This is a genomic window from Bacillus sp. CH140a_4T, assembly GCF_008923725.1.
Taxonomy (GTDB): Bacteria; Bacillota; Bacilli; order Bacillales; family Bacillaceae_G; genus Bacillus_A.
On record NZ_WBPF01000016.1, the window covers coordinates 213,852 to 237,116 of the forward strand.

Here is a 23,265-nt window from a genome sequence, read left to right on the forward strand (position 1 = left end):
TCGTGGAACAGCTCCTTTTAAGTAGTAGTAATATCGATCTTCTGCGTCTGTTATCCAATGTTTGTTAATCTTACATTTCTTCCGTAACATCATACTTTAGCAACTGTCCCTGATCATAAAACCTCTCAAAAATAAGCCCCATTACATAAAAGAACACTAAACCGAAACCAACATGAATAAGTGTAAAAGTAGCTCCAAATGAAGAAAATTCATACACGAGAATTGGCAATTTCGCAGTTGTCCAAACGCCTAGGAAAAATACGATGTAACGAATGCTTGCGCCTTTCTTTAGGAGTAGTGCTGCGATTGGAAAGGCAACGTAGAGAGGACCAGCTGCAATGCCGCCTAATAATAGAGAGAATAAGATTCCGTATATACCGGATTTTTTGCCCATATATTTCATGAGCGTTTCTTTCTTCACCCACTGATCAAGTAATCCTACAAATAGTAGGACAGGAGGAAGGAGAAACAGCATATCTAAAATGCTATTCCCTGTTAGTTGTAATGTGCTCCATCCTAAAGATTGATTTATAAAAGTTAATACAATGAGCCCCAGTAGTAAGATGAAAAAGAAACGGTATCTTTTTAGTTCTTTCATACCATCACCACCCAAATGATATAGGAGAATAAAAGTGACATGAGCAATGCAGATGCATTACGTGCGTAAGCAAAGCTTCGTCCGAATATCTTTTGTTCCATCGGTAAGGTTGTAATTCCTACTGACATGAGTGTAGACATAAGTGCCGCAACTTGAGGAAGGCCTGCGCCGTGTTGTACTAACGTATTCCCAAGAGGAAATACGACGAAGCTTGGAATAAGTGCAACGGATCCGAGTATCGCTGAATAAATAATGCCGATAAATCCGGACTGTTCTCCAATAATAGAAGAGAGGAAAGACGGCGTTAATATAGAAAGCGATAAGCCAACGAAAAGCATGATGGAAAGCATTGCAGGTAGAAGGTTACGAAACATTTTCCATGACTTACATAGAGCTTCTTTTGTTTTTGTGCGGTCCTTCATAAAAGAAATCCCCGTAAGAATAATGGCTAAAGTGTAAAGGATCACGCCATTAATCATGGTCGGAATCCTTTAAGTCCTTATATTTGTCTATGAAAAAGGATAAGTTCTTCATTTTTTCTTCAATATCGATTTGGAAATCTGCCAATTGTTCCTTTCCAGCAGGCGTAATTTTGTACATCTTTCTCGGTTTGTCTTGATGATCTGTACTTACGTAAGATTCAATTGCACCTTCGTTTTCTAATTTCTTTAGCGTACGATATAAAATGGCGCTATCGATTGGATTGACGGGAAGTTCTTCTTCGCACTTTTGCAGTAATTGCCCGCCATAGTTATCACCTTCTGCCAAAAATAACAAAAGAAATGCACCTGTATGTCTTCCTGTATGTTTCATGGATATACCTCCTTGAATGAATTAGGATTTATACTGTTAATGACAGTATACTGTTGTTAACAGTATATGGTGCGTGAAGTACTATGTCAATTTTAAAATGTGAGAATTTCGAGGAGAATGACAAGGATACGATTTCCTTATGACAGTAATTTTTGACGTTGATAAACTACCAATAAGAAGGGGTTGTACATCAAAAACACACAAAAAAAAGACACTCTCAAGAGTGCCTCTTATTAGCAGCCGAATCCGCCGCCCCAACAACTAGCTCCAACGATGATTAATAAGATAAAGAGTACAACAAGTAAAGCGAAACCACCGCCGAAACCGCAGCCTCCACCACAAGTACCTCCATAGCCCATATTAACTCCTCCTTCCATAAAGACCATTAATTAATGGATTTAATGTACTTTATGTTTTTACGGATAAACTTGAGCAGGTCCTTTTGAAAAAATAAAAGGGGCTTAGGATTATATAAGAGTTGACGACCTTATTTTTGTCACCGGTACTGTGGCGTTTACATATTGTATTTTATTCTGTGTATTGGGGGAAGGAGGATCTGCATGGCTAATTCTGAAATGATTTTACGATTACTTACGGATTTAAAAATTGAGCAGCAAGCTTTAAAAGAACAGCTGGAAAAACTGCAAACAGCTGTGACTATTCTTGAAGAAAAATCAGTGATTGTGGAAGAGAAACCAATGATTATTGAGGAAAAACCAGCTGTTGCTGTTACAAAGCAAAGAGCTTATTCTGGACGCCCAACATCTTTCCGTGATTGGAGAGCATCAACTCAGAAAAATTCATAAAAGTATAAGAAAAGAAGACATCTATTAAGATGTCTTCTTTTGCTTGTACAATCCAAATGCGATAAGAAGGTATATATCCATAGTGCTTTAAAAATAAGAAGAAAATAACGATTGTCGACTCCCTTTTTAGTATAGCATGTAAGAGTAAATATTGTTATTTGATTTTTCGTATATATTAACTATTTGATGTTTTGTTGTATATATTTTAGTGGTCTGTTATTTCTCCTTACATATTACATATGAAGGTTTTTTGATGAAAAAATACTTAGCTCCCACTTGCCACTTAGAAAAGCTTGAAGTGGGAGCTTCTCATTTCTATGACGAAAGTAACCTTTCATCTCTCAGAGTGTTAATTGACGTTTACTTAAATAGGAGGTAACAAAGTTAGCTTAGGGAAAAAAGATTAATATATGTACATCAATAATATCTCTAATTATAATTAAGATAAAAGTATTCGTAGTATATGGGGGTATAACAATCAGTGAATAAAAAGGCAACAATTAAAATAGGGGCATTGTTTACAATTTTATTAATGGTATTTGTTTTTTATGGATATAAGAGTTTAAATAGTTTTTTAGCCTGGAATGAACTCGGCGATATACAGATGATTTCAAGCGATAAAGAGGTTAAAAACGGCATATACTTTGTAAGGGGAGAGGTATATTCTGAACATGTAACAGGGGATGAAACGCTACTTGCTGATGGGTATGCGGTAGTGAATCGAATTCAAAAGAAAAAAACGACATATTATACACAGACTTCTGCACCAAATCGTTCGTTATGGAGTAACGGCCAAGTAACAGCTTTTTATAATGAACCAATACATATTGGAAATAAAGAATTACAATTAATAAATAAAGAAAATGTGTCTCTTGAAACCCCCTTTATGGAATTAAATAGTCAGAATGTAATTTCAACAAGAATAAATGATATTCAGGCGAATACTACAAAGTTAGCAGATGGAAAAAAAAGCTTTTATTCATTTAGAGCAGTAGAAAATAAAGAAAATGTAGTTGTACTTGGGTCAGTAGATGGAAAAGCAATAAAAGAATTACCTAGTAGATACGGAGACTTTGTTTATATTGGAAATACTAAGGAGCAAATTATAGATAGCTTAAAGAATGATAATAACAAAAATTGGATATATTTCGTTGTGCTTCTTATACTAACCAGTATTAGTGGATTTGTATTTTATATGTATGGGAAAGGAAAATGGACAAAAGATGTTTTTGTTTTTACATTTTTCGGACGGAAGATAAATTAAAGAGGATGCATCTTTGCATCCTCTTTAAAAATTCATATGAGTTCTTTTCGTAAGGAAAGTTCTTCTTCATTTTCATATCCAGTAAATAAAATTTCTTCAATTTGTATATGATCAAAAAAAACATTATAATCTTTTGAAAGGTTACCATAAGGGTAAAGACAACCAACATAATCCCAAATTTTTTTTTCGTTAGATTGTTGTTGTTTTCTTCCATAAATCATAACTTTTTGTTCTAGTCCATAAATTGTAATAACAGTTCCAATTGGAAGGAATTCTTTTGTATTCTCCATGATATATCTCCTTAGTATTTCTTACGAATTTCATGTTTTTTATAAATAAATGCAATTACTTTATAAAGGATAAACCAAATGATAAGGAATAAAATTAATATAAAAGCTATATTTTTAATTTTCGAACCAATATCTAAATCGGATAAAAATGAAATAGAAATAATATTGATTATACAAATTAATGTTCCAAAACCGATAAAAATTTTTTTTATAGTCTCAAATGAAATCATGAAAGTACCCCTTTTTTACATTAATTGTGTTTATTTACACCTAACTTAAATCCTAATCCAAAAGGACCTACACCTAGGCTTCCGTGTGCTTCTCCGCCAGAATTGCTTACTTTTCCTCCAGCTGCGATACCTAAACTACCGTAAGAGGCATCACCACCAACAGTAATTTCCCAGTTTTCCCATATAGGTATTTTGAATTCACCTTCTACTTTAGCTCCATCTATTTTTGCTGCTATTTCTCCTCCACCAGCACCAATTTCAGCTTTAGCTTCACCATGTAAAAATTCTGTACTTACACGCCCTTGCTCGCTATCATATGAAAAATCAATGAGGGATGCATCGGCAGACGCTTCAAATTTTCCCTGTTCCATAGCTAATTTAGCTTCGCCACTTACCAATTTTTCATGAAGTGTACTTTCATCCGAAAATTTATATCCAGAATCTACCACAGCCCCTTTAGCTTCACCACCAATTTGTTCGCCTGCTAGGATTTTAGATGGGATTGAATCAAAATTTTTCGGGATTTCTCCAGTTACTTCATATGTTAAAGTATCCCCATACAGTCCACTTTGTATATAATCTTTACTAGTTTTTAATAGATTAGAACTCTCTTCAAATATATAACTTTCATCTGTGTCTCTAAATTTTTCGGCAATTTGCGCAAGCTTTTTTTCAATATATTCTAGCTTGTCTACATATGTATCAAGTATGCCTCTTGAAAGGTTGAAAGCTATAAAAAAGTTTTGCGATGATAATCCATACCAACTGTTATATAGCATATCAATATCTTTTTTGAGATTCTCATGTTTCATTTTTGCCTCTATGCCTGCATGGTGAAAATTTTTTGAAATTCTTTCAAGTTCTTCAGGCGGAACTTTTATTTCATTTAGTAACATATTTAATCCTCCCTTAATAGAAAAATAATAACATAATCAATTTTCAGAATCTATATATTGTTATGATATTGATTTTTGAATAAAATAAGGATTCAAGCAAGCTAGTTTCATCTATCAATCGTCTGCTTTGTAACCAGCAAAACGAGCAGTCGAACTTCCGACTGAGATTAAATTTTGTTACAAGAGGAAAATCTAATGAAACTACCGATGTTCAGTCTAACATGTTTTTTAAACTGAACATCACATAGAAATTCAATTCACATGCTCAGTTTTATTTAGCTTCTCCGTTACAGATGATAATTTAGTATAGACGATGAACTGGTAGGATCTGTTTTTGACACAAGACCACTTTGAGTAGCACACTGTTTTTATAGACTTGAATATACATTTCCCATTCTTATTTTACTAGGTATCTATTTATAAAAAAACTACATGTAGTATGTAGGGAGGGTTATCTTAAGGGTTATTTACAAATTGTAGGTGGGGAATATTTGACGCTTACATTGTTAAATTACGCCAGTAATGGGTCTTTTTTAGTTAGTATGAATGCAGTTCGTTTATATTGAAACCCTTAGGGCAAGTATAGCCCCCGATAATATAGAGGATCTTTATGGCCAATTCTGAAATGATTTTACGCTTACTTACGGATTTAAAGATTGAACAGCAAGCTTTAAAAGAGCAGTTGGAAAAAATACAAACAGCTGTGACTATTCTTGAAGAAAAATCAGTGATTGTGGAAGAGAAACCAATGATTATTGAGGAAAAACCAGCTGTTGCTGTTACAAAGCAAAGAGCTTATTCTGGACGCCCAACATCTTTTCGTGATTGGAGAGCATCTGCTCAAAGGAATTCATAAAAATATAAGAAAAGAAGACATCAATTAAGATGTCTTCTTTTGCTTGTACAATCCAAATGCGATAAGAAGGTATATATCCATATTGCTTTAAAAATAAGAAGAAAATAACGATTGTCGACTCCTTTTTTAGTATAGCATATAATAGTAAATATTTTTATGTAATATTGCATATATATGGATTATATGATGTTGTGTGATATATATTTTAGTTGTCTGTTATTTGTTTTAATTCATTTATTTATATTATTTTTTGAGTGCCCCAGTGATGGGGCCTTTTTTTATAATTGTGTTAAAGCAGAAACCCCTGAAGCATCGTAAGGGGTTTCATGACTAGGTAAATGATTATTGGTGCCCTATTGAGATGAAGATATGGATGTTGCGTCTGAGTTTCTTCTAATTAGATTAATATTTATTTTTAAACTGTACCCCATAAGTGATAAACCATGCCGACAACAAAAAATGCTAGTCCTACAAACAAAACAATTAAAGCAAGTATTCCATTTTTATTATGTTCCATACAGTCAGCTCCTTTTTTATTTACATACAAAAAGCCTTTAGTCGTAATTATGACCAAAGGCTTTCATTCTCATTCGTTTTAGTTTATGAAGAAAAGACACCCATATAAGAGTGTCTTTTCCGATAGTTTGTTTAGCAGAAGCAAGCAGCTCCAACGATGATTAATAAAATAAACAATACAACTAATAAAGCAAATCCTCCAGCAAAACCGCAGCCTTCGCCGCAACTACCACCAAATCCCATAATAGTTCCTCCTTTAATAAGAGGGGAAAACAAAGGGTCACTCATGTTTTTTAACGGATTCCATTTACTCTATGTTTTGACGCATGAACATGAGCAGGTCCTTTTGAAAATAAAAAAGACACCTTGAGGTGCCTTTTGTCCAATGTAATTTTATTAATATTCGTTAGCATAAAACTCTTTTATTAGTTTTATTTCATTTGTATCTGGGTCAAACTTAAATATTTTAATTTGATTAGATTCGTCTTTATAGGCAAATGTATTATCACCAACTGGGGTCATATTGCTAATGTTTAAGTTAGGATCACTACCATGATCAGTGATTTCCACAGTTTTCTCACGATCCCAAAATGCAATGACAATGATCAAAATAATAAGGCATACACGTATGAAACGTAGTTCTCTTGCTACAGGATGCTCCATATGATAGTCTCCTTTTTCATTTGATAGATTTTGTGTATAAAAGAGATATTTTCTATGAGAATATAAATAAAAAAGACACTGTAAAAAGTGTCTTTTTTATTTGAGTTATGCGCATTGCTTAATAAGACGCTAGTTCCTCAGTATGAATATGAGTAACTATGTAGGGTAGTTCTATTATAACATTTTAACCATTAATGGGTCTATATGGAATTTTATTAATAATTATGTTTGATTATTCAGAGTGACCGATGTAGCGCACCGGAGAAATCGAAAATTGATCAATTAAAAGCAGAAGACATGATAAAGGAGCATACCTTATTCATTATTATGGGAAAGTACGGAGCGCTATTTCCCTTTACATGAACATAAAGGTATAATATAGTTAAGTTAACTAAACTAAACTATTGGAACGAAATAACAGCATGGAGGAAGAAAACTATGACTAGATCGTATAAAGAAGTAATTAATGAAATGAATCGAGCCTATAATGAATTTTACATTTTACTATTTCAAGATTTAAAGGATGAGTTCGGTCTTACTGGGCAGCAAGAGAGCATGCTATTTCATATCAATTTAAATGAAAACACAACAGCAAATCACATTGCGAGTACGTTTAATATAACGAAAAGTGCTGTGAGCCAAGTTTTATCGAAATTGGAAAAGCAGAAGATGATTTCGAAACAAGTTAATCCTAACAATAAAAGGGAGTATTTCCTTACGCTCGGTCCAAATGGTAGTAAATATATCGAAAGATTGTCTGAGTTAGATGATGTATTGATCGAGAAGTATTTCTCGAAAATTGATATTGAAGCTTTGCAGCAAATGGCTGATACGTTAACGAAAATAAATAAAGTGATATTGGAAGAAAAACAGAAGGATCTTGAATCTAATGAGTAAGAAGCAATTAGTAGAAAGGAGGAGAAGCGTGTGATGAGTTACATACCGAATATGCTTACGATAGCAAACTTTGTATGTGGACTTTTGGCTATTCACGCTGTTTTCGTTCACGATATGTATGGTGCAGTTATGTTCATTATTACAGGAATGGTATTTGATCTGTTTGATGGCATGGTTGCTCGGAAACTAGATGCTGTTTCGGAAATAGGCGGAGAGCTAGACTCATTTGCGGATTTAGTGACCTTCGGTGTGGCACCGTCTATTCTTGCATATAGTATTGCTTTAAAAGATTTGCAGTCTATCGGGATGCTATGTGCGCTCGCTTATAGTATTTGCGGAATGCTGCGGCTTGCGAGATTTAATACGAAGCAAAGCAAACTCCCAACATTTATCGGAATGCCCATTCCATTTGCGGCAATGTGTCTCCTCATTTTATGCCTTCTGAATAATCCGGTTTCCGTGGCATTTGGCACATGTGTACTTGCTTATTTAATGGTAAGCAAAATCAAATTCCCCCATTTTAAAAAAGATATATCGGAAAGCTTGAAGTCCGAAAGATGGGATTAATAGGAAAGATAAGGAGCATAACATGATTCGTATGGCATTAAGATCATTCAACATACAAATATATTGTTTGCTAGGCGTGATGTTATTGGGATGGTTGGTGACACCTTTTCGAGCCCAGTTTGTAGGAATAAGCATCGGCCTTTTAGTGAGTATGTACTGCGCCTGGATTTTAGGAAGACGTATCGAAAAATTCGGAAATAGCATCGTAAAAAAAGAAAAAGCACCGATGCTTGGCATGATGAATCGGTTTGCAGCCGCAATACTCGGCGCGATTATTATGTATGAAATTGAACACCGTGAGTACATGTGGACATTTGCTTTTGGAATTATGGGTGGGTATTTCTTGGTTATTATTAATTTGGGGTATTATAGTATGAGGGATGAGAAGGAATAAAGTGGAACTTTAATCGGCGTTTTTAAAAGTGGCTATTTTGATAGCTTTTGTGTTACATGAAAAAATTAAGGGATTGCCATGTGGCAATCCCTTAATTAACATAATTCCTTAATCGTTTCTGTAGCAATTTTATTAGAAGCATCTAACGCTAAAATTTTATTACAAATTGCAATTGCTTGTGTATCAGAAATTAATTTGTCTGGTACGGAATGCAAAAAGAGTAATTGTAATAAACTATCCACATTTTCTTCTTTTGTTAATTCCACTGATCTTGTAGCATGATACAAAGCAGAATGATATGCTCCTTCTATATGACATAAAGGATTTACTAATAAATCAAATGCAAGGTCATGTAAATCACTTGATTCTTTTTTCGTTAATAAATAATTTATAAAAGTATAGTTAGTCATACTACTATTTTCATAAGTAACATATAGCATTTCTTCGGAGAATTCCTCAAATCTATTGTTTTTAAATAACTGTTCAGCTTCTTCGAAAGCGGCCGAAGTGATTAGATTTTCTAGCTTTTTTAACATTATGTATCCACCCACGCATCACGAATTCTTATTTCATTAAGTACCTTTTCATTCACGCTTACTGTTTTCCTCTTGTTAGACTTTCACATGATTATATATACTGCATTGATGAAAATACTACAAGGGTTGCATGTGAAGATTTAAGAAAAATTTTATATTTACCCCACTTTTTATTTTAAAAGTTTTTCCTATCCTATAAACAACAAAGTCATAGATGAAAATGTAAAGTTAGGTGATTCTACATGCATAGAGAAGTTTTAATGAGTTATTTGTATACTTATTTTTTTACTATTATGTTTTGTATTGTGTTTCAAATTGGATTGTATTTTAAAGTGAAAAATAATATATCTATTCGGCATTTTTTATGGGTATATGTTTTTCTGTTCTACCTTTCGCTCGTGTATAAGGTGACGCAAATCGCGACTGTATGGGATATAAGTAGATATGAAACGTGGATTCGTGTGAATCAAATTAATTTGACTCTATTTGATACGGCAGGTAGTACGACGTACCTTTTAAATATTGTACTGTTTATGCCGTTCGGTTTTTTATTGCCGACTATTTGGCCGCACTTTAGAAAAATGAAAAACACCGTATGTGCGGGATTCTTTTTTTCATTGGCTATTGAGTTAAATCAATTATTAAATAATAGAATTACAGATATTGATGATTTATTTACGAACACCCTCGGGGCAATTATTGGGTATGTATTATATACAGCATTATTTAAAATGATATTGAAAAGAGAGGGAAAAAAGCTTGATACGAACTCTTCTTTAGTCATAAAATACGAACCTGTTTTTTGTCTAGTATGTTCATTTGTAGGTGCGATGTTAATTTATCATCCAGCTTTATTTGGAAGACCTGTCATCCTTCAGTGAGGTGATTAAGAATTTCTTTTGAAAGCTCGTACGATATTTCAATTTGCAAAAAGCCTTTAACTTGTTATAGTTAAAGGCCTTTATCATCATAATTTTACTCACCAATTACCCACGCCAACATCCGCCTTCAACCACTTCACCCAATCCAAATCCTCTACTTTAAGCAAACTAAGCGAAACACCTTTCATATCTAAAGAAGTTAGAAGGGTACCAACTTTCACGAACTCCACATGTAAGCCTTCTAGCTCACATAAACGGCGAATGTCATTTGCGAAAATGTATTGCTCCATTAGTGGGGTTGCACCGAGTCCATTAATGAGGATGGCGAAGTTGTCACCTTTTCGCCAGCGATAAATGCTTTTTAGTTTGTTCATTAGTTCGATCGCTAATATTTCAGAAGAGGATAGCGCCTCTTTACGGTAACCTTTTTCTCCGTGAATGCCAACGCCGTAAAAGACTTCATCATCGTTTAATGTGAATGAAGCTTTTCCTTTCACTGGGTCATTTGCAGGTAAAAGGGCGACTCCTAATGTGTGTAAGTTTTCGGTGATAGAATGGCCGAGTGTTGTTAGTTCGTCTAAAGAGTGGCCTGCAAGAGCGGCCGCACCAAGTATTTTTTGAACGAAAACAGTACCAGCGACGCCGCGTCTTCTTTTATTAAACGAAGCATCATCTTCAATTGAAACGTCGTCATTTACGATGATATGGTCAATTTGTCGTCCTTCTTCTTTGGTAATTTGCTTCGCCGCTAAAAAGTTCGCTACATCATCTTTAAAGTTTTTAATGATGAATAAAATACTTTTATCTTTTGGCATGAGGCGAGTTGCTGCGACGATTTGTTCCACTGTTGGAGGAGTGAAGATGCTTCCGTTTACGGCCGCCGTAAGCATTCCTTTTCCTACATAACCGATATCAGCAGGCTCATGTCCACTACCACCGCCGCTTATGATGACAACGTTTTGTTTCAGTTTTTCGATATCTTTTACATAAATGATGTTATTCGTTTCGTCGTAATTCACTTTGTCGTTATGTTCAAAATAAAAGCCATGCATCATATCTTGAACGATATTTTGTACATCATTCATAATCTTTTTCATTGCTTTTGCCACCCTTTAATTACTTTGCTGATTGTTCCAGTAATAGTAGTAATTGATTGTTTATCATATTTTTCATGAGAGAAGACATAATGGAAGGATCTACTTCGCATTTGCTTTCAATCCAATCTTTAATCGTTCCGACGAAGCCGTGACTATAAAAGGAGGCAATCGTATTTTTTGTCTCATCAGAAAGGCTGAATCCACAGCTCACAGATAACTCATCAATAATCTTCATATATAAGTTTTTCGTATGCTCAAATAAATAGTGATTAAACGAGTTTTGTTCAATGACTTTAAAAGCATTTCGGTAAAATTTTTGATTTTCATAAAAGTAATCAAATAATAAATCGAAAATATTTTCCCATGTTTCATAGTCGAGAAAGTCGATAATGTTTTCTTTCGTTTCTTCTCTATAAATCCAGCTTAATAGTTCGAATTTATCTTTAAAATGATAATAAAAAGTTTGCCTACGCATTTGACAGTGTAACATAATATCGCTCACTGATATTTTATGAAATGACTCTGTTTCCATTAAATACTTCAATGAATTCGCGATTATCTTTTTAGAAATTATAGAAGAGGTCATCTGAATCATCCCTAGAATGTTAGTAATATGAAAATCCTACCTACAAATGAGAGCGGTGTCTTTAGACAGATTGTCCATTTTGTCCGTTTACTATAAAACGCTTTCATTTTAACATGAGTAGTAAGAAGAAGATTTCAAATATATCACAATATATTAAAGGAATTGAGGGAGAACTACAATGAAAAAGATTATAAACAAACCAGAAACATTAGTAATGGAAATGTGTAACGGAATGGTGATGGCGCACCCAGAGCTTGAGCTTTTGAAAAAATATAAAGTGATTAAGAAGAAAGAAATGAACGAAAATAAAGTAACGTTAATTAGTGGCGGCGGTAGTGGTCATGAGCCAGCGCATGCAGGACTAGTCGGAAAAGGAATGTTAGATGCGGCAGTGTGCGGAGATGTGTTCGCGTCTCCTTCGCAAATTCAGGTATATCAAGCAATTAAAGAGACAGCTAGTAAAAAAGGTACGTTATTAATTATTAAAAATTACAGCGGCGATATTATGAATTTCAAAAATGGTGCGCATTTAGCGACAGAAGATGGAATTGAAGTCGACTACGTAAAAGTAGATGATGATATTGCGGTAGAAGATAGTCTATATACAGTAGGGCGCCGCGGCGTTGCGGGCGTTATTCTCGTTCATAAAATTGCCGGCGCAGCCGCGGAAGCAGGTATGGATTTAGGAGCGGTGAAAGCTGTCGCGGAAAAAGCAGCGGCTAACGTGCGCACAATCGGTTTAGCATTAACGTCTTGTACAGTTCCAGCGAGCGGATCACCTACTTTCACACTTGCGGAAGATGAAATGGAATACGGCGTAGGTATTCACGGTGAACCAGGAATTAAACGTGAAAAAATGTTGTCAGCAGATGAATTAGCGAACCGTATGACAAATGATCTTGTAAAAGATTTAGGAGTAAAAGACGGCGAAGAAATTGCGCTTTTAGTTAACGGTTTTGGCGGAACACCACTGCAAGAACTTTACTTATTTAACAACGCAGTGACGAGAGAACTAGCTGCTAGAAACATTACAATTAATAGAGTATTCGTCGGTAATTATATGACGAGTATCGATATGGCTGGTATGTCTTTAACAGTAATGAAATTAGATGATGAGTTAAAAACATTACTATCTAAAGAGTGTAATACACCTGCGTTTAAAGTAGATGGACCAGTTGAAAGTATTGAGTACGTGAATGTGCTTGAAGAGGCAGAAGAGAAGGAAGTTTCCTTTGAAATAGAAACAGCGGAAGAGCACGCTGTTATAAAAGATAATGTTATTACATTAAACAACATGATTTATCTCGTTGATAAAATGAGCAACGTTATTATTAAAAATGAAGTACCGTTCTGTGAGTTAGACACGCACGCTGGTGACGGCGACTTCGGAATGAGTGTTGCAAAAGGATTTAAGCAATTAAAACGTGAGTGGCATTCTATTGTAGATCAAGAGAACGTAACGATTGGATCATTCCTTGACGGTTGTTCGATGATTATTATGGAACATTGCGGCGGAGCTTCTGGTCCAATTTGGGGCGGTGCATTCCGCGCAGCTAGTAAAGAAGCAGGTGAAAAACGTGAGTTAACAGTGAAAGAGTTCGCTGAAATGCTGCAAGCAGCACTGCAAGGTATACAATCTATCGGTGAAAGATCGTTTGGAAGAGGAGCGGTAGTTGGTGATAAAACACTTGTTGACGCACTTGCTCCATGTGTAGACTCTTGGTTAGCTAGCGCTTCAAACGAAGAAGATATGAAAGTTTCCTTTGAAAAAGGAGCAGAAGCAGCGATTAAAGGCGCGGAGTATACGAAAGAAATCGTAGCTCGCATGGGCCGCGCCGGTACAGTTGGTGAAAGAAGTTTAGGCTATCCAGATGCAGGTGCACATGCGCTTGGGGTTATCTTTACGGAGATTGCGGGTAGTTTGAAATAGGAATGAGAAGATCCCTTCTACAGTAGAGGTTTTCAAAAAGGTATTTCCTTTGTGGGAAGAAATGGTCCCAAATTCTTTTAGTTAAAAGCTCATGTCTTAAATCAATTCATATTTGAGGTATGATGAATGCGAAAAATGAAAAACCCGAATCCAATCTTGATAAAAGTTTGGAACGAGATAATGAATAAGGCACATAAAGAAAAGGTACCTATATATAGGTACCTTTTCTAATAGTTTTTTAGCAGAAACAACTGCATCCGATAATGATTAATAGAATAAATAATACAACTAATAAAGCAAATCCTCCAGAGAAACCGCAGCCTTCGCCGCAACTACCACCATATCCCATAACAATAGTGCCTCCTTTAGATAAAAGGGTAAAACTAGGATTCATTCCATTGATCTTAACGGGTTCAATTTACTTTATGTTTTAAAGAACGAGTGGAGCAGGTCCTTTTGAAAATAAAGAAAAGACGCCATTAGGCGCCTTCCTTTTAGGTAGATAAGACTTTAGTTTTCCAATCTAAAGAAATTTTGTATCAGTTCTTTGTGAGTATATCATAATATCTGATTGATTTATTATGCATTGTTACATACTTCTCTAAATCCCTCTATTTTTCATTTGATAAAATGAAATCCTAATATTACCAAAAATTAAATAAATATTTCTACATATTCAAGATATTTACATAAATTACAAAAGTGATACATTTAAGTTGTAAGTTATAAAAACTATTAAAGGGGGATTTATTATGTTCAAGAAATTAGTAGTAGGGCTATTGGCAACTGGTATTGCATTAACAGGAGGAATTGGGGCAGCTTCAGCTGATACACAAAATGATGTGAGCTCTCCGAAGCAAGCAACATGTTCAATTCCTTATGAGTATTCTAATGGTAAATTCAAAAGAACTCTTTATTACTCAAATGGAGTATATGCTAATAGCTTTAATGAAAATGTTTGTGGCGGGACGATTACGTGGTATTTAAAACATGTTCAAAATGGAGTTGCTTTTTACGAAGGTAATTTAAAATAGTAGATTTTTTGAACCTCATTTATTGAGGTTCTTTTATTTTTAGTTTTTAAACTGATTCTCCATAAAAAAGGCACTCAAAGGTTCTTTCCTCCGATTGAACCCATTTAAACTCTAATAATATGTATTAGGCATCCGTCTAAATATTATTTTATTATGGTAAACAATATGGGTCGTTGAGAAATATGATTCAATCCTATTATTACTCAACTTTATAGAAAGGTATGCTCAAGCGTTGTCATAAAGGTTAGGGGATTTATTAAATATAATTAGTTGTAATATAAAGTGTTTTTTACCTAATAAACCTTTTGAATTCTAAATATTAATTCAAAAGTAATTCATTTCATAAATTTTAATTTTTTGTTAACACTGTTATTATTTTGTATATTATTATTCCAATAAGTGTTGTGTTAATTAGTTATTTTCTGATAATATCTCTGTGTGTTCTACTCTAATAATTATAAAAAGGTGGTGTTTTCTTTATGTCAAACATGTTTCATCAAATTGGTGATGCGATTGAAAGGAGTATGTATTTTAAATCTTGTTTTTATATCTTAACAGGAGCTCTGCTTATTTATATTGGTTACATTGTAGGTAAGTGGGTGGGTTCTGCTGTATTTTAAAGTGAAAAATGGAATTTAATCAAGAAAAAAGAATTTTTTCAAAAGGTGTATTAATATAAAATTAATATTACTTAAACGTAATATAATTAAATTAAGAATAATAAACTTAAGAATAATAGATATTATTATGAATTCAGTATTAAAAAAAGAAATGCCTAATTTAGCAGTATTAAGTAATGAGGAATTAAAAAACATTGATGGTGGATTGGTTCCTTTGTCAATTTCTGGAATGTGGGATACTTACGAAAAGAGTCAAGCAAAGAAGAAAAAATAAACATTTTTATAAAGAGGAAAAGATTGAATGCGCTTAATAGTACAATCTTTTCTTCTTTATAAAAAGCCTTTCAATATGAAATTTTTGAAAGGCCAACAAATTTTATTGTTATCTTTAAGTACAATAAGTTTGAAACTCCTGTGTTTATTAACATATGTGGGAGAGAATTCATTTAAAAGTTAAATATGAGAGGTTTTTTAAATAAGTATGTCTTTATTTAAAAAATATTATTGGGTGAGACAACACGATATTAAAGATGGAAGCGTGGTTCAAATCTATCATGACCCTGTTATTAGCAAGAATAAAGATACTACATTCTTTGTTGTAGAAGGAACAATTCAAAATAAAGGGAAAAAGAAGTTGCGGTCGGGTTCTACTGGAAAAGCTGCAATTGTAGTAGATCAAAAAAACATCCTTTCATTGATATTAGAAAAACTAGATGTACGTAATTAAACAAAGAGTAATAAATTAGCTTTTTAGGAGGAACATTCATGTTCATGGTGTCTACAGCAGTTTTTTTACTGGTCACTTTACTGTGTATTACGTTATATTTTAAAACACATGATAAACGTTTTATGTATCTTGGATATGTATCATTATTTTTAACTTTTTTTGTTATTGGTACTTTTTCATAATTAAATGTTCAGTGGTTTATCATAAACTAAATTCAGAAGAGCATATATAAGAGAGAAAAGGCATTCATAAGAATGCCTTTTCTCTATCAATAGCCCGGGAAGAAGAGAATATACAGATTTTGATATAGAAGAAAAGCAACTTGGTTATAAATAATGTTTTCAACATAAGACACCATACATATATATCCGCAAGCAAAACAACATAATATTAATACGGAAAAATATTAAAATATGAGTTTTTGCATATTTCAAAAATTAGTGTACCCTTCAAAAAGTTTTAATTGTATAATATGTTTTGTCATATTCTTTTAGATTTTTCGACAAAAAACAACATAAATAGAGAACGAATTGGGAGAAGGAATTATGTACACAAAACTATTAAAATCAATTACATCATTATCACTTATTGGTGGTGCTTTACTGTATACAAACGGCAGTGACGTGAGAGCTGCTGAGGCGGGTATTTTTTCTGATGTACCTACATCGCATTGGTCGTATCCAGCAATTAAAGATTTAGCGGGTAAAAATATTATTTCCGGTTATGGAAATGGAAAGTTTGGTTTCGGTGATGTTGCGACGAGAGAACAAGTTGCAGCTTTAATTTATCGTGTGTTAGTACCGAATAAGCAAGGTGGTACGTTTAGTAATGACAGTGCTCGTTACGTATTACAAGATGGATCAACTTTAAACAATCCGTATCGAGATATTCGCTCAGGTTCAACATTGTTTCCTGAAGAGGTTTTAACGTTAACGAAATTAGGGATTTTTAAAGGTGATGCAAACGGTGGATTTAGGCCGAAAGATTTTGTTAGCCGTGCAGAAATGGCGCAAATTCTTACAAATGCTTTCCAACTTTCTGCGAAACAAAAGCATACATTTAACGATGTTCCAAGTGGTTTTTGGGGTGAAAATGCAATTAGTGCAGTGCAATCAAACGGCATTGCTTCTGGTACAGGAGAAGGAAAATTTGAGCCATATAGTACGGTCAAACGTGAACAATATGCACAGTTTTTATATAATACTTTGAAATATAAAAAGCCTGGAGTTGCGGTGCAAGATACAGGAGACGCGGCATTATTAGCAGCATTCAAAGATGAAGTGCAAAAGCGTATTAGTGCGTACGAAACGAATATTACACTTCCGTATAAAACGACAAATAGTAATACAAAAGAAGTGATGAATACACTTTTCAATGCCTATAAAGAAGTGGCAAGTAAAAATGAGTATACAAATAATAATAGATCGAATGTTTCATATGGACTTTCTGGATCACCTGGTAATTATACGTTTACGTTAAAGATTACATACCGTGAAACGAAAGAACAAATGGAATATGTAATGAAGCAAGCAAAGGCAATCGTTTCTTCGGTTACTCAAGTTGGAATGGATGACCATGAGAAAGTGAAGGCAATTCATGATTATGTCGTAAAACACGTTTCTTATGATACGTCTTATAAAGCTTACACAGCATATGAAGCACTCGTAAATCGTTCTGCGGTTTGCCAAGGTTATGCACTATTAACCTATCAATTATTAAAAGAAGCTGGAATTGAGAATCATTTTGTAGTAGGAACTGGAGACGGTCAGCCTCATGCCTGGAACTTGGTGAAAATCGAAAACAAATGGTATCACCTTGATACAACATTCGATGATCCAGTGCCAGATGAACAAGGGCGCGTAACGTATTCTTATTTCAACTTATCAGATGAACAAATCGCAAGAAATCATGAGTGGAACCGCGGGGACTATCCACAAGCTACAACAAATTATTATAGTACATTAACAAATAAAATTGCGGCAGGTGGTACGAAAACTCCTGCATATCAGCAAATATTAAAAGATACAAAGTTAAATTATTTAGGAAATGAATACATTGCAAATAACTATAATGAATTCAAAAATAAAATGCAGCAACGTTATAAAGAAAAGTCACCAAAGATTGAACTCCTTTATAAACAATCAATGGATGGCGCATTGCAAGATGTGAAAAAAGTAATTGGAGAAATCGGTTATCCGCAAGGAGCAAACCGTGTTTCTTATAAAGCGGAGCCGTATAATGCGAAAGAAGGATATTCTTTAGTGACGATTACGTTTATGTAGTGATCAGAAAAAGCATCTGTTTCGGATGCTTTTTTTATTTTTATCCGACAAAATATGACAATGTATAAATGACTTGTTTGCTACCATGAGGTGAGAAATCTTACATTTTTTATGAAATAACTAGTACATACCGGAGGCGTACAATATGAAACGAAAATTACTTACAGCATTAGCATGCGGTACATTACTTGTGAGCATGGCTGCTTGTAGCACAAATGAGAAGACTGCAACTGAAGCAAAGCCTAAACAAGAAGAAAAAGTTCAAACCAATCAAAAGCAACAAAAAGATAGTTACGTGGTAAGTGAAGAGCAATTATCTAAAGCGGCACAGATGATTGGGGAAATCAAAAACGAGCAAACTATAAATGACATGATGATACATATGTCTCTTCAAAAACTTACATTCAATGGGAATAATCTTCATGTTTCTGGTACCCGTGATGTAGGACGATTTCAAATGACGAAAGAAAACATTCAGTACTTAAAACAAAACTTAAATGTTATCAATAATGATGAAAGAAAAAGATATGAATCTATTTTGAACAAATGGTACGGTGGAGATTTCGAATATGCAGTTGAAGACTATAGTGAAATTCATTATTTACGCTCTGGAAAAAAGCAAAGTATGGAGGGAGCTAAACTAGCTAAAAAAACTGATAGTGATGAAAAAGAATTTATTCTCCATTTCTTTGGTCAAGAGGGGTTAGATGTTCATAATAAAGAGTGGATACATGGAGAGTTATAGAAATAAAACTGAATTGCATACCAATAAGAAATACAATGCTTTTACCCTGCAATATGGTATTTGCTTTGGAGATAGTGTTACACCGGCTTAGCATGTGGTTTTACCATTAATTAATAGCTTGTTCTCTTGTTACTCGCTGTATGGACTACAAAAAGATCTAATACGGAAGACCAGCCTAAATAAACTATTGTATTTCTCAATAAACAAAACAATTTAATGCGGTAAAATAATAGTTGGATGGGAGTCCAATACATATTATTAAAATTAAGATGGTTCAAGTCACAGGAAGGCACCTTAGGGTGTCTTTTTCTTTTTTCCAAATGACAGTTTTGACTTAAAGAAGATAAATTTTCAATGGATTATTCCCATGAATATATAAATAAAGTTCATCCATATATTTGTAGAGAGGAGGAATTGAAATGAAGAGAGATGATAATAAGATTGGTCACTTTACATCTGAAAAAGGAAAAGAAGACTTTCAAATTGCCTATGATGAATCAATGGCACTTCTTCCAGCACCTAACGATACGAAAGATATAAAAACTACATATGGCACAATTCGTACGTATTATTTTACTAAAGAGGAAAACAAACATAAGGAACCAATGCTTTTACTCCCTGGACGTGGTGCATCTACTCCAATGTGGGTACCGAATTTAGAAGAGTTAAGGGAGAAAAGGCCTGTTTACACAATCGATTTACTCGGTGAACCTGGAATGAGTGTGCAAACGAAGGTGATTGAAAACCAAAAACAGCAAGCAGAATGGTTAAATGAAGTAATTGAAGGATTAGGTTTAGAAAAAGTGCATATCGTCGGTGTTTCCATTGGAGGTTGGACAGCAATGAACTTGGCTAGATATAATCCTGAGCATATTGCTACGGCTAGTTTATTGGACCCAGTCTTTGTATTCGCGCAAATATCCATAAAGATGATTTTAGCATCTATTCCAGCTTCCGTTCCTATTGTGCCTAAGTTTATAAGAGAAAAGATGTTAAGTTATGTTTCTGGAGGAGCAGAAATAAATGACGATGAACCTATTGCTAAATTAATCGAGTCGGGTATGCGTAATTATAAACTGAAAACGCCAGCACCTGATTTATTTAGTAAAGAAGACTTAAAAAATATCAATGTTCCATTGCTTGCCTTAATGGCTGAAAAAAGTACAATGCATAATTCAGTAAAAGCAGTTGAAACTGGGAAAAAATACGTTAAAGATATAGATATAGTGAACTGGAAAAATGCATCTCACGCAATTAATGGTGAGTTCTCTAACGAAGTGAATGCTAGAATTCTTGATTTTGTAGAAAAACATTCAAATGATAACTAAGTTGAAAGTGGAAAATACGTTGTAATAACAACTTTATCTATTTTCATGGATATGTATAATTACATAAAAATTCATAGGAAAAGAGAGTATACTTTGATATTGTGTAATAAAGATAAGGCCCGCCTACGGAAATAGGTGGGCTTTTTTAATATACAAAGAGAAGATATCTTCTAAGGTGCCTTCTTAAAGAAATCCTTCATCATTTTAACATCTTCAATATTCACTACCACACCTTCTACCTTATCTTTCTTCTCATCTTTAGCAATCGTAATTTGCTCCTTATTATCAACCCACACAAGAAACTCTTCTTTTGAATCATCTTTATATGTAACGGTAATAGTAGAATGCGCAGACTCTCTCTTTTTTTGATTTAGTGTGATTGCTTTAGGAGTGCCTTTTTGGACTGCTGAAACGATAGATTGTATCATTTCTTCGTTGTCTGTTTGAGATTTTGAAATGTTGTTATTTATTGTGCTAAGTATTTCAATGTCTGTAATGTTTGCAGATTTTAATTGAAAGGTAGTTTGTGTATGTTCTTGCTTAGCTTGTGAAGATTTGTCTGTAGCTGAGGTACTTGCACAGCCTATTAAAGTGAAAGATAGAGCGGTTAGAGCGCATATAGATATGATTTTTTTCATAGTATCCCTCCTCACTTTTAATTATAACAATTTTCTGTTAATTTAGGTAGTTATTGTAAGTAGATTTATTCTACTAGTTTTGGGATGGAGTAAATTCAAGAGGAGGTTAACCTTAAATAATAACCATCGGGGTCTACCAGACGAAAATCCTTCATTCCCCAGGATTGAATTTTAAGGTTAGATTCCACTGGGTAATTTTTTTCTAGTACATGTTGGTATATTTGTTCGATATTCTCAAAAACTATGATAACCTCAACACCTTTTCCTTTTGGATTAAGTCCACCTGTTTTTAAATAATGATTTTCATTAAGGATATAATTAGGGGTCAATAATAAAGAAAAATCCTCTAGTTTAATCATTGCACCTGCTGCATTCTTTTTTGAGAATACAAGGGTAAGGATTTCCTCATAAAAACGAATAGACCTTTGCAAATCTTCAACAAATAGCTCTAGACGAAAGTGCATATGTACTCTCCTTTTCATTTTTTTTCATATTTTATGTTTAACATTTCGAAAATAGGTGTACTACATATAATATAACAAATAATTCATTTTAGAGGAGGAAGTTAAAGATGGAAACGAAGTATAGTAAACCTTTTGTATATGAATTTATTACGGAGAAAGAGGTCATGAATGCGGCGAATGATCTAGTGAAGAAAGGAATAGAGCAAAAAGATATTTACGTATTAACACATGAGAAAGAAAGGACAGATAGAATCGCAGACAATGCAGACGTGAACACAATTGGAATAAAAGAGGAGGGACTTGGGACAAGCATTATTAACGTCTTTCAAAAAACGGGAGATCAGTTAAGAAATAAGATGCAAGAGTTAGGACTTAATGAGGAAGAAGCTAACTTTTATGAAGAAAAGCTGGATGAAGGGAAAATCTTGTTATTCGTTAAGGATTTAGAAAGAGTTGGTGAATGGTTACAAGAAAGAAGATGCACGTATACTCTTTAAATCTATAAATCTATTACGAAAAGGAGATGGAAAATATGAGTGAGAGCGGGCTAAAAGAACAAATTACGGGTAAAGTTGAAAAGAAAAAAGGACAAATAAAAGAAGGAATTGGTGAAGTTACAGAGGACAGGGAGTTGAAAAATGAAGGGAAGTGGGAGAAGACGAAGGGAACTATAAAAGAAAAAGTCGGAAAAGTGAAACAAAAGATAAGTGATGGATTGGATAACAAAGAATAATACATGTTTATCAAGCTTTGGTTACATACCAAAGCTTGATAAATCCATTATAAAACGAATATAGGAGGGTTAATTGTGGGACTTATTATTACTTGTATTGTAGGTGGACTTATTGGTGCGTTAGCTGGAATGATTACAGGAAAAGACTTTCCTTTAGGTATAGTTGGTAATGTGATTGCTGGATTAATCGGATCTTGGGTAGGTAGTGCATTATTTGGTCATTGGGGTCCTGAATGGGGAGGTATTTTCGTTCTTCCAGCTTTATTAGGTGCAATCGTCTTTATTTTAATCGTTACATTCTTTTCTAGAATGCTACGGAAGGCGTAAGTATGATAATGAATAGTAATCTTAAGTTTATTATATATAGCTATAAAGTGAATGAACTGATAAATATACATAAAAAGGCATCCAATTAAACTAATTTGGATGCTTTTTTAATGTATTTTAAATAGGAATCGGTGGGGATGGCCCCACCGATTGAGATTACACATTAAGCCACCGTTACTTTTTTACAATTATTTATTCTTACAACCTGCCTCGGTTCTATATGAGATAAGCCCTCACTATTACCTATATCCACTACAATTGTATTCGTTAGTATGTTAATAATGGAACCAACTAATTTTGTAGCGTGATCGTGTCGATAAGAAAATTGAACGAAATCTCCCTTTTTAAATTTGTGCTCTTCCATAGATAGAACCCCCTAAAAATAATGTTTATACGTTATACATACACAAATTTATAAAGATTTAAACATTTGGTAGTATTTTTTAAGTGTTAAGCTGGGAAAGGTGTAGAAAATTTATTTATAATTAAAATTAAAAAAATATGTTTAAAACTAATTTTCATGGGTAATTACATAGTAGAAGTTTAA

General features: G+C 33.8%; 34 protein-coding genes. 18 read left to right on the forward strand and 16 right to left on the reverse strand.

Going from position 1 to position 23,265, the window contains the following annotated elements; genetic code table 11:
* Window positions 1-70 precede the first annotated feature (70 nt).
* From F8162_RS16485 to F8162_RS16500, 4 genes are all read right to left on the reverse strand, one after another.
* Entirely contained in the window at window positions 71-598 is a 528-nt protein-coding gene (locus tag F8162_RS16485) for a permease (RefSeq protein ID WP_151631459.1), read from the reverse strand.
* Entirely contained in the window at window positions 595-1,077 is a 483-nt protein-coding gene (locus tag F8162_RS16490; protein ID WP_151631458.1) for a hypothetical protein, read from the reverse strand. The genes F8162_RS16485 and F8162_RS16490 overlap by 4 nt, the downstream gene beginning before the upstream one ends.
* On the reverse strand, window positions 1,070-1,411 hold the full coding sequence (locus F8162_RS16495) for a PadR family transcriptional regulator (RefSeq protein WP_151631457.1): 342 nt from the start codon (window positions 1,409-1,411) through the stop codon (window positions 1,070-1,072). The genes F8162_RS16490 and F8162_RS16495 overlap by 8 nt, the downstream gene beginning before the upstream one ends.
* A 233-nt stretch (window positions 1,412-1,644) precedes the next feature.
* Complete coding sequence (locus F8162_RS16500) at window positions 1,645-1,770, reverse strand: YjcZ family sporulation protein (RefSeq protein WP_000540385.1); 126 nt, start codon at window positions 1,768-1,770, stop codon at window positions 1,645-1,647.
* A 201-nt stretch (window positions 1,771-1,971) separates the two neighbouring features.
* On the opposite strand from F8162_RS16500, the gene F8162_RS16505 reads away from it, so the two are divergent.
* A complete protein-coding gene (locus F8162_RS16505) occupies window positions 1,972-2,217 on the forward strand; it encodes a hypothetical protein (protein ID WP_151631456.1) in 246 nt (81 codons plus the stop codon).
* A 481-nt stretch (window positions 2,218-2,698) separates the two neighbouring features.
* A complete protein-coding gene (locus tag F8162_RS16510; RefSeq protein ID WP_151631455.1) occupies window positions 2,699-3,481 on the forward strand; it encodes a hypothetical protein in 783 nt (260 codons plus the stop codon).
* A gap of 32 nt (window positions 3,482-3,513) precedes the next feature.
* Here F8162_RS16510 and F8162_RS16515 read toward each other — a convergent pair whose 3' ends face one another.
* Genes F8162_RS16515 through F8162_RS16525 form a run of 3 tightly spaced genes read right to left on the reverse strand, consistent with a single transcriptional unit; the run spans window position 3,514 to window position 4,897 of the window.
* Complete coding sequence (locus tag F8162_RS16515; protein WP_000432147.1) at window positions 3,514-3,771, reverse strand: DUF4176 domain-containing protein; 258 nt, start codon at window positions 3,769-3,771, stop codon at window positions 3,514-3,516.
* Window positions 3,772-3,782: 11 nt separating this feature from the next.
* Window positions 3,783-4,001: a hypothetical protein gene (locus F8162_RS16520; protein ID WP_151631454.1), complete on the reverse strand. Its 219-nt coding sequence runs from the start codon at window positions 3,999-4,001 to the stop codon at window positions 3,783-3,785.
* A 20-nt stretch (window positions 4,002-4,021) separates the two neighbouring features.
* Window positions 4,022-4,897 (reverse strand): WXG100 family type VII secretion target, encoded by an 876-nt coding sequence (locus F8162_RS16525; protein WP_151631453.1) that lies wholly within the window; start codon window positions 4,895-4,897, stop codon window positions 4,022-4,024.
* Window positions 4,898-5,507: 610 nt separating this feature from the next.
* Here F8162_RS16525 and F8162_RS16535 point away from each other — a divergent pair.
* Window positions 5,508-5,753, forward strand: a complete 246-nt coding sequence (locus tag F8162_RS16535; protein WP_151631452.1) for a hypothetical protein — start codon at window positions 5,508-5,510, stop codon at window positions 5,751-5,753.
* Window positions 5,754-6,401: 648 nt separating this feature from the next.
* Here the strand turns inward: F8162_RS16535 and F8162_RS16540 are convergent.
* Both F8162_RS16540 and F8162_RS16545 read right to left on the reverse strand, forming a co-directional pair.
* Window positions 6,402-6,512, reverse strand: coding sequence for a YjcZ family sporulation protein (locus F8162_RS16540; RefSeq protein WP_151298907.1), 111 nt, complete (start codon window positions 6,510-6,512; stop codon window positions 6,402-6,404).
* Between the two features lie 153 nt (window positions 6,513-6,665).
* Window positions 6,666-6,932, reverse strand: coding sequence for a YmzC family protein (locus F8162_RS16545; protein ID WP_151631451.1), 267 nt, complete (start codon window positions 6,930-6,932; stop codon window positions 6,666-6,668).
* A gap of 438 nt (window positions 6,933-7,370) precedes the next feature.
* Here F8162_RS16545 and F8162_RS16550 point away from each other — a divergent pair, with 438 nt between their 5' ends.
* From F8162_RS16550 to F8162_RS16560, 3 genes are read left to right on the forward strand one after another with little or no spacing between them, the layout of a single operon-like run.
* A complete protein-coding gene (locus F8162_RS16550) occupies window positions 7,371-7,829 on the forward strand; it encodes a MarR family winged helix-turn-helix transcriptional regulator (protein ID WP_151631450.1) in 459 nt (152 codons plus the stop codon).
* 33 nt (window positions 7,830-7,862) lie between these two features.
* Window positions 7,863-8,396: a CDP-diacylglycerol--serine O-phosphatidyltransferase gene (gene pssA / locus F8162_RS16555; protein ID WP_151631782.1), complete on the forward strand. Its 534-nt coding sequence runs from the start codon at window positions 7,863-7,865 to the stop codon at window positions 8,394-8,396.
* A 22-nt stretch (window positions 8,397-8,418) separates the two neighbouring features.
* Window positions 8,419-8,790, forward strand: coding sequence for an ATP synthase subunit I (locus F8162_RS16560; protein WP_151631449.1), 372 nt, complete (start codon window positions 8,419-8,421; stop codon window positions 8,788-8,790).
* 95 nt (window positions 8,791-8,885) lie between these two features.
* Here F8162_RS16560 and F8162_RS16565 read toward each other — a convergent pair whose 3' ends face one another.
* A complete protein-coding gene (locus F8162_RS16565) occupies window positions 8,886-9,326 on the reverse strand; it encodes a hypothetical protein (protein WP_151631448.1) in 441 nt (146 codons plus the stop codon).
* A gap of 242 nt (window positions 9,327-9,568) precedes the next feature.
* Here F8162_RS16565 and F8162_RS16570 point away from each other — a divergent pair, with 242 nt between their 5' ends.
* Window positions 9,569-10,207 carry a VanZ family protein gene (locus F8162_RS16570; RefSeq protein WP_151631447.1) on the forward strand — a complete coding sequence of 213 codons (639 nt, stop codon included), beginning with the start codon at window positions 9,569-9,571 and terminating at the stop codon, window positions 10,205-10,207.
* Between the two features lie 98 nt (window positions 10,208-10,305).
* Here the strand turns inward: F8162_RS16570 and dhaQ are convergent, their stop codons facing one another.
* Both dhaQ and dhaS read right to left on the reverse strand, forming a co-directional pair.
* A complete protein-coding gene (gene dhaQ, locus F8162_RS16575; protein WP_151631446.1) occupies window positions 10,306-11,304 on the reverse strand; it encodes a DhaKLM operon coactivator DhaQ in 999 nt (332 codons plus the stop codon).
* Window positions 11,305-11,323: 19 nt separating this feature from the next.
* Window positions 11,324-11,890, reverse strand: a complete 567-nt coding sequence (gene dhaS / locus F8162_RS16580) for a dihydroxyacetone kinase transcriptional activator DhaS (RefSeq protein ID WP_000204220.1) — start codon at window positions 11,888-11,890, stop codon at window positions 11,324-11,326.
* 178 nt (window positions 11,891-12,068) lie between these two features.
* On the opposite strand from dhaS, the gene dhaK reads away from it, so the two are divergent.
* Window positions 12,069-13,820: a dihydroxyacetone kinase subunit DhaK gene (dhaK, locus tag F8162_RS16590; RefSeq protein ID WP_151631445.1), complete on the forward strand. Its 1,752-nt coding sequence runs from the start codon at window positions 12,069-12,071 to the stop codon at window positions 13,818-13,820.
* Between the two features lie 238 nt (window positions 13,821-14,058).
* Here the strand turns inward: dhaK and F8162_RS16595 are convergent, their stop codons facing one another.
* Window positions 14,059-14,169, reverse strand: coding sequence for a YjcZ family sporulation protein (locus F8162_RS16595; RefSeq protein WP_080470949.1), 111 nt, complete (start codon window positions 14,167-14,169; stop codon window positions 14,059-14,061).
* Between the two features lie 403 nt (window positions 14,170-14,572).
* Between F8162_RS16595 and F8162_RS16600 the strand changes: the two genes are divergently transcribed.
* From F8162_RS16600 to F8162_RS16630, 7 genes are all read left to right on the forward strand, one after another.
* Window positions 14,573-14,854 (forward strand): LCI fold-containing protein, encoded by a 282-nt coding sequence (locus F8162_RS16600; RefSeq protein ID WP_151631444.1) that lies wholly within the window; start codon window positions 14,573-14,575, stop codon window positions 14,852-14,854.
* Between the two features lie 479 nt (window positions 14,855-15,333).
* The gene (locus F8162_RS28755) at window positions 15,334-15,474 is read left to right on the forward strand and encodes a hypothetical protein (RefSeq protein ID WP_000069042.1); all 141 of its coding nucleotides are present in this window, start codon (window positions 15,334-15,336) and stop codon (window positions 15,472-15,474) included.
* A gap of 127 nt (window positions 15,475-15,601) precedes the next feature.
* Entirely contained in the window at window positions 15,602-15,748 is a 147-nt protein-coding gene (locus tag F8162_RS16605; RefSeq protein ID WP_151631443.1) for a class IIb bacteriocin, lactobin A/cerein 7B family, read from the forward strand.
* Between the two features lie 207 nt (window positions 15,749-15,955).
* Window positions 15,956-16,201: a hypothetical protein gene (locus F8162_RS16610; RefSeq protein WP_225990159.1), complete on the forward strand. Its 246-nt coding sequence runs from the start codon at window positions 15,956-15,958 to the stop codon at window positions 16,199-16,201.
* A 545-nt stretch (window positions 16,202-16,746) separates the two neighbouring features.
* Window positions 16,747-18,483 carry an S-layer homology domain-containing protein gene (locus F8162_RS16615; RefSeq protein WP_151631442.1) on the forward strand — a complete coding sequence of 579 codons (1,737 nt, stop codon included), beginning with the start codon at window positions 16,747-16,749 and terminating at the stop codon, window positions 18,481-18,483.
* A 145-nt stretch (window positions 18,484-18,628) separates the two neighbouring features.
* Window positions 18,629-19,228 carry a DUF6241 domain-containing protein gene (locus F8162_RS16620; RefSeq protein WP_151631441.1) on the forward strand — a complete coding sequence of 200 codons (600 nt, stop codon included), beginning with the start codon at window positions 18,629-18,631 and terminating at the stop codon, window positions 19,226-19,228.
* A gap of 419 nt (window positions 19,229-19,647) precedes the next feature.
* The gene (locus F8162_RS16630; protein WP_151631439.1) at window positions 19,648-20,556 is read left to right on the forward strand and encodes an alpha/beta fold hydrolase; all 909 of its coding nucleotides are present in this window, start codon (window positions 19,648-19,650) and stop codon (window positions 20,554-20,556) included.
* Between the two features lie 170 nt (window positions 20,557-20,726).
* Here the strand turns inward: F8162_RS16630 and F8162_RS16635 are convergent, their stop codons facing one another.
* Both F8162_RS16635 and F8162_RS16640 read right to left on the reverse strand, forming a co-directional pair.
* Window positions 20,727-21,194, reverse strand: coding sequence for a hypothetical protein (locus F8162_RS16635; RefSeq protein WP_151631438.1), 468 nt, complete (start codon window positions 21,192-21,194; stop codon window positions 20,727-20,729).
* A gap of 95 nt (window positions 21,195-21,289) precedes the next feature.
* Window positions 21,290-21,658 (reverse strand): VOC family protein, encoded by a 369-nt coding sequence (locus F8162_RS16640; RefSeq protein WP_151631437.1) that lies wholly within the window; start codon window positions 21,656-21,658, stop codon window positions 21,290-21,292.
* A gap of 107 nt (window positions 21,659-21,765) precedes the next feature.
* Between F8162_RS16640 and F8162_RS16645 the strand changes: the two genes are divergently transcribed.
* From F8162_RS16645 to F8162_RS16655, 3 genes are all read left to right on the forward strand, one after another.
* Window positions 21,766-22,155: a general stress protein gene (locus tag F8162_RS16645; protein ID WP_132133935.1), complete on the forward strand. Its 390-nt coding sequence runs from the start codon at window positions 21,766-21,768 to the stop codon at window positions 22,153-22,155.
* Window positions 22,156-22,190: 35 nt separating this feature from the next.
* Complete coding sequence (locus F8162_RS16650) at window positions 22,191-22,391, forward strand: CsbD family protein (RefSeq protein WP_098221792.1); 201 nt, start codon at window positions 22,191-22,193, stop codon at window positions 22,389-22,391.
* Window positions 22,392-22,466: 75 nt separating this feature from the next.
* Entirely contained in the window at window positions 22,467-22,718 is a 252-nt protein-coding gene (locus F8162_RS16655) for a GlsB/YeaQ/YmgE family stress response membrane protein (protein WP_000522903.1), read from the forward strand.
* Window positions 22,719-22,881: 163 nt separating this feature from the next.
* On the opposite strand, the gene F8162_RS16660 is transcribed toward F8162_RS16655, so the two are convergent.
* Window positions 22,882-23,082 carry a methyltransferase gene (locus F8162_RS16660; RefSeq protein WP_151631436.1) on the reverse strand — a complete coding sequence of 67 codons (201 nt, stop codon included), beginning with the start codon at window positions 23,080-23,082 and terminating at the stop codon, window positions 22,882-22,884.
* Between the last annotated feature and the right edge of the window lie 183 nt (window positions 23,083-23,265).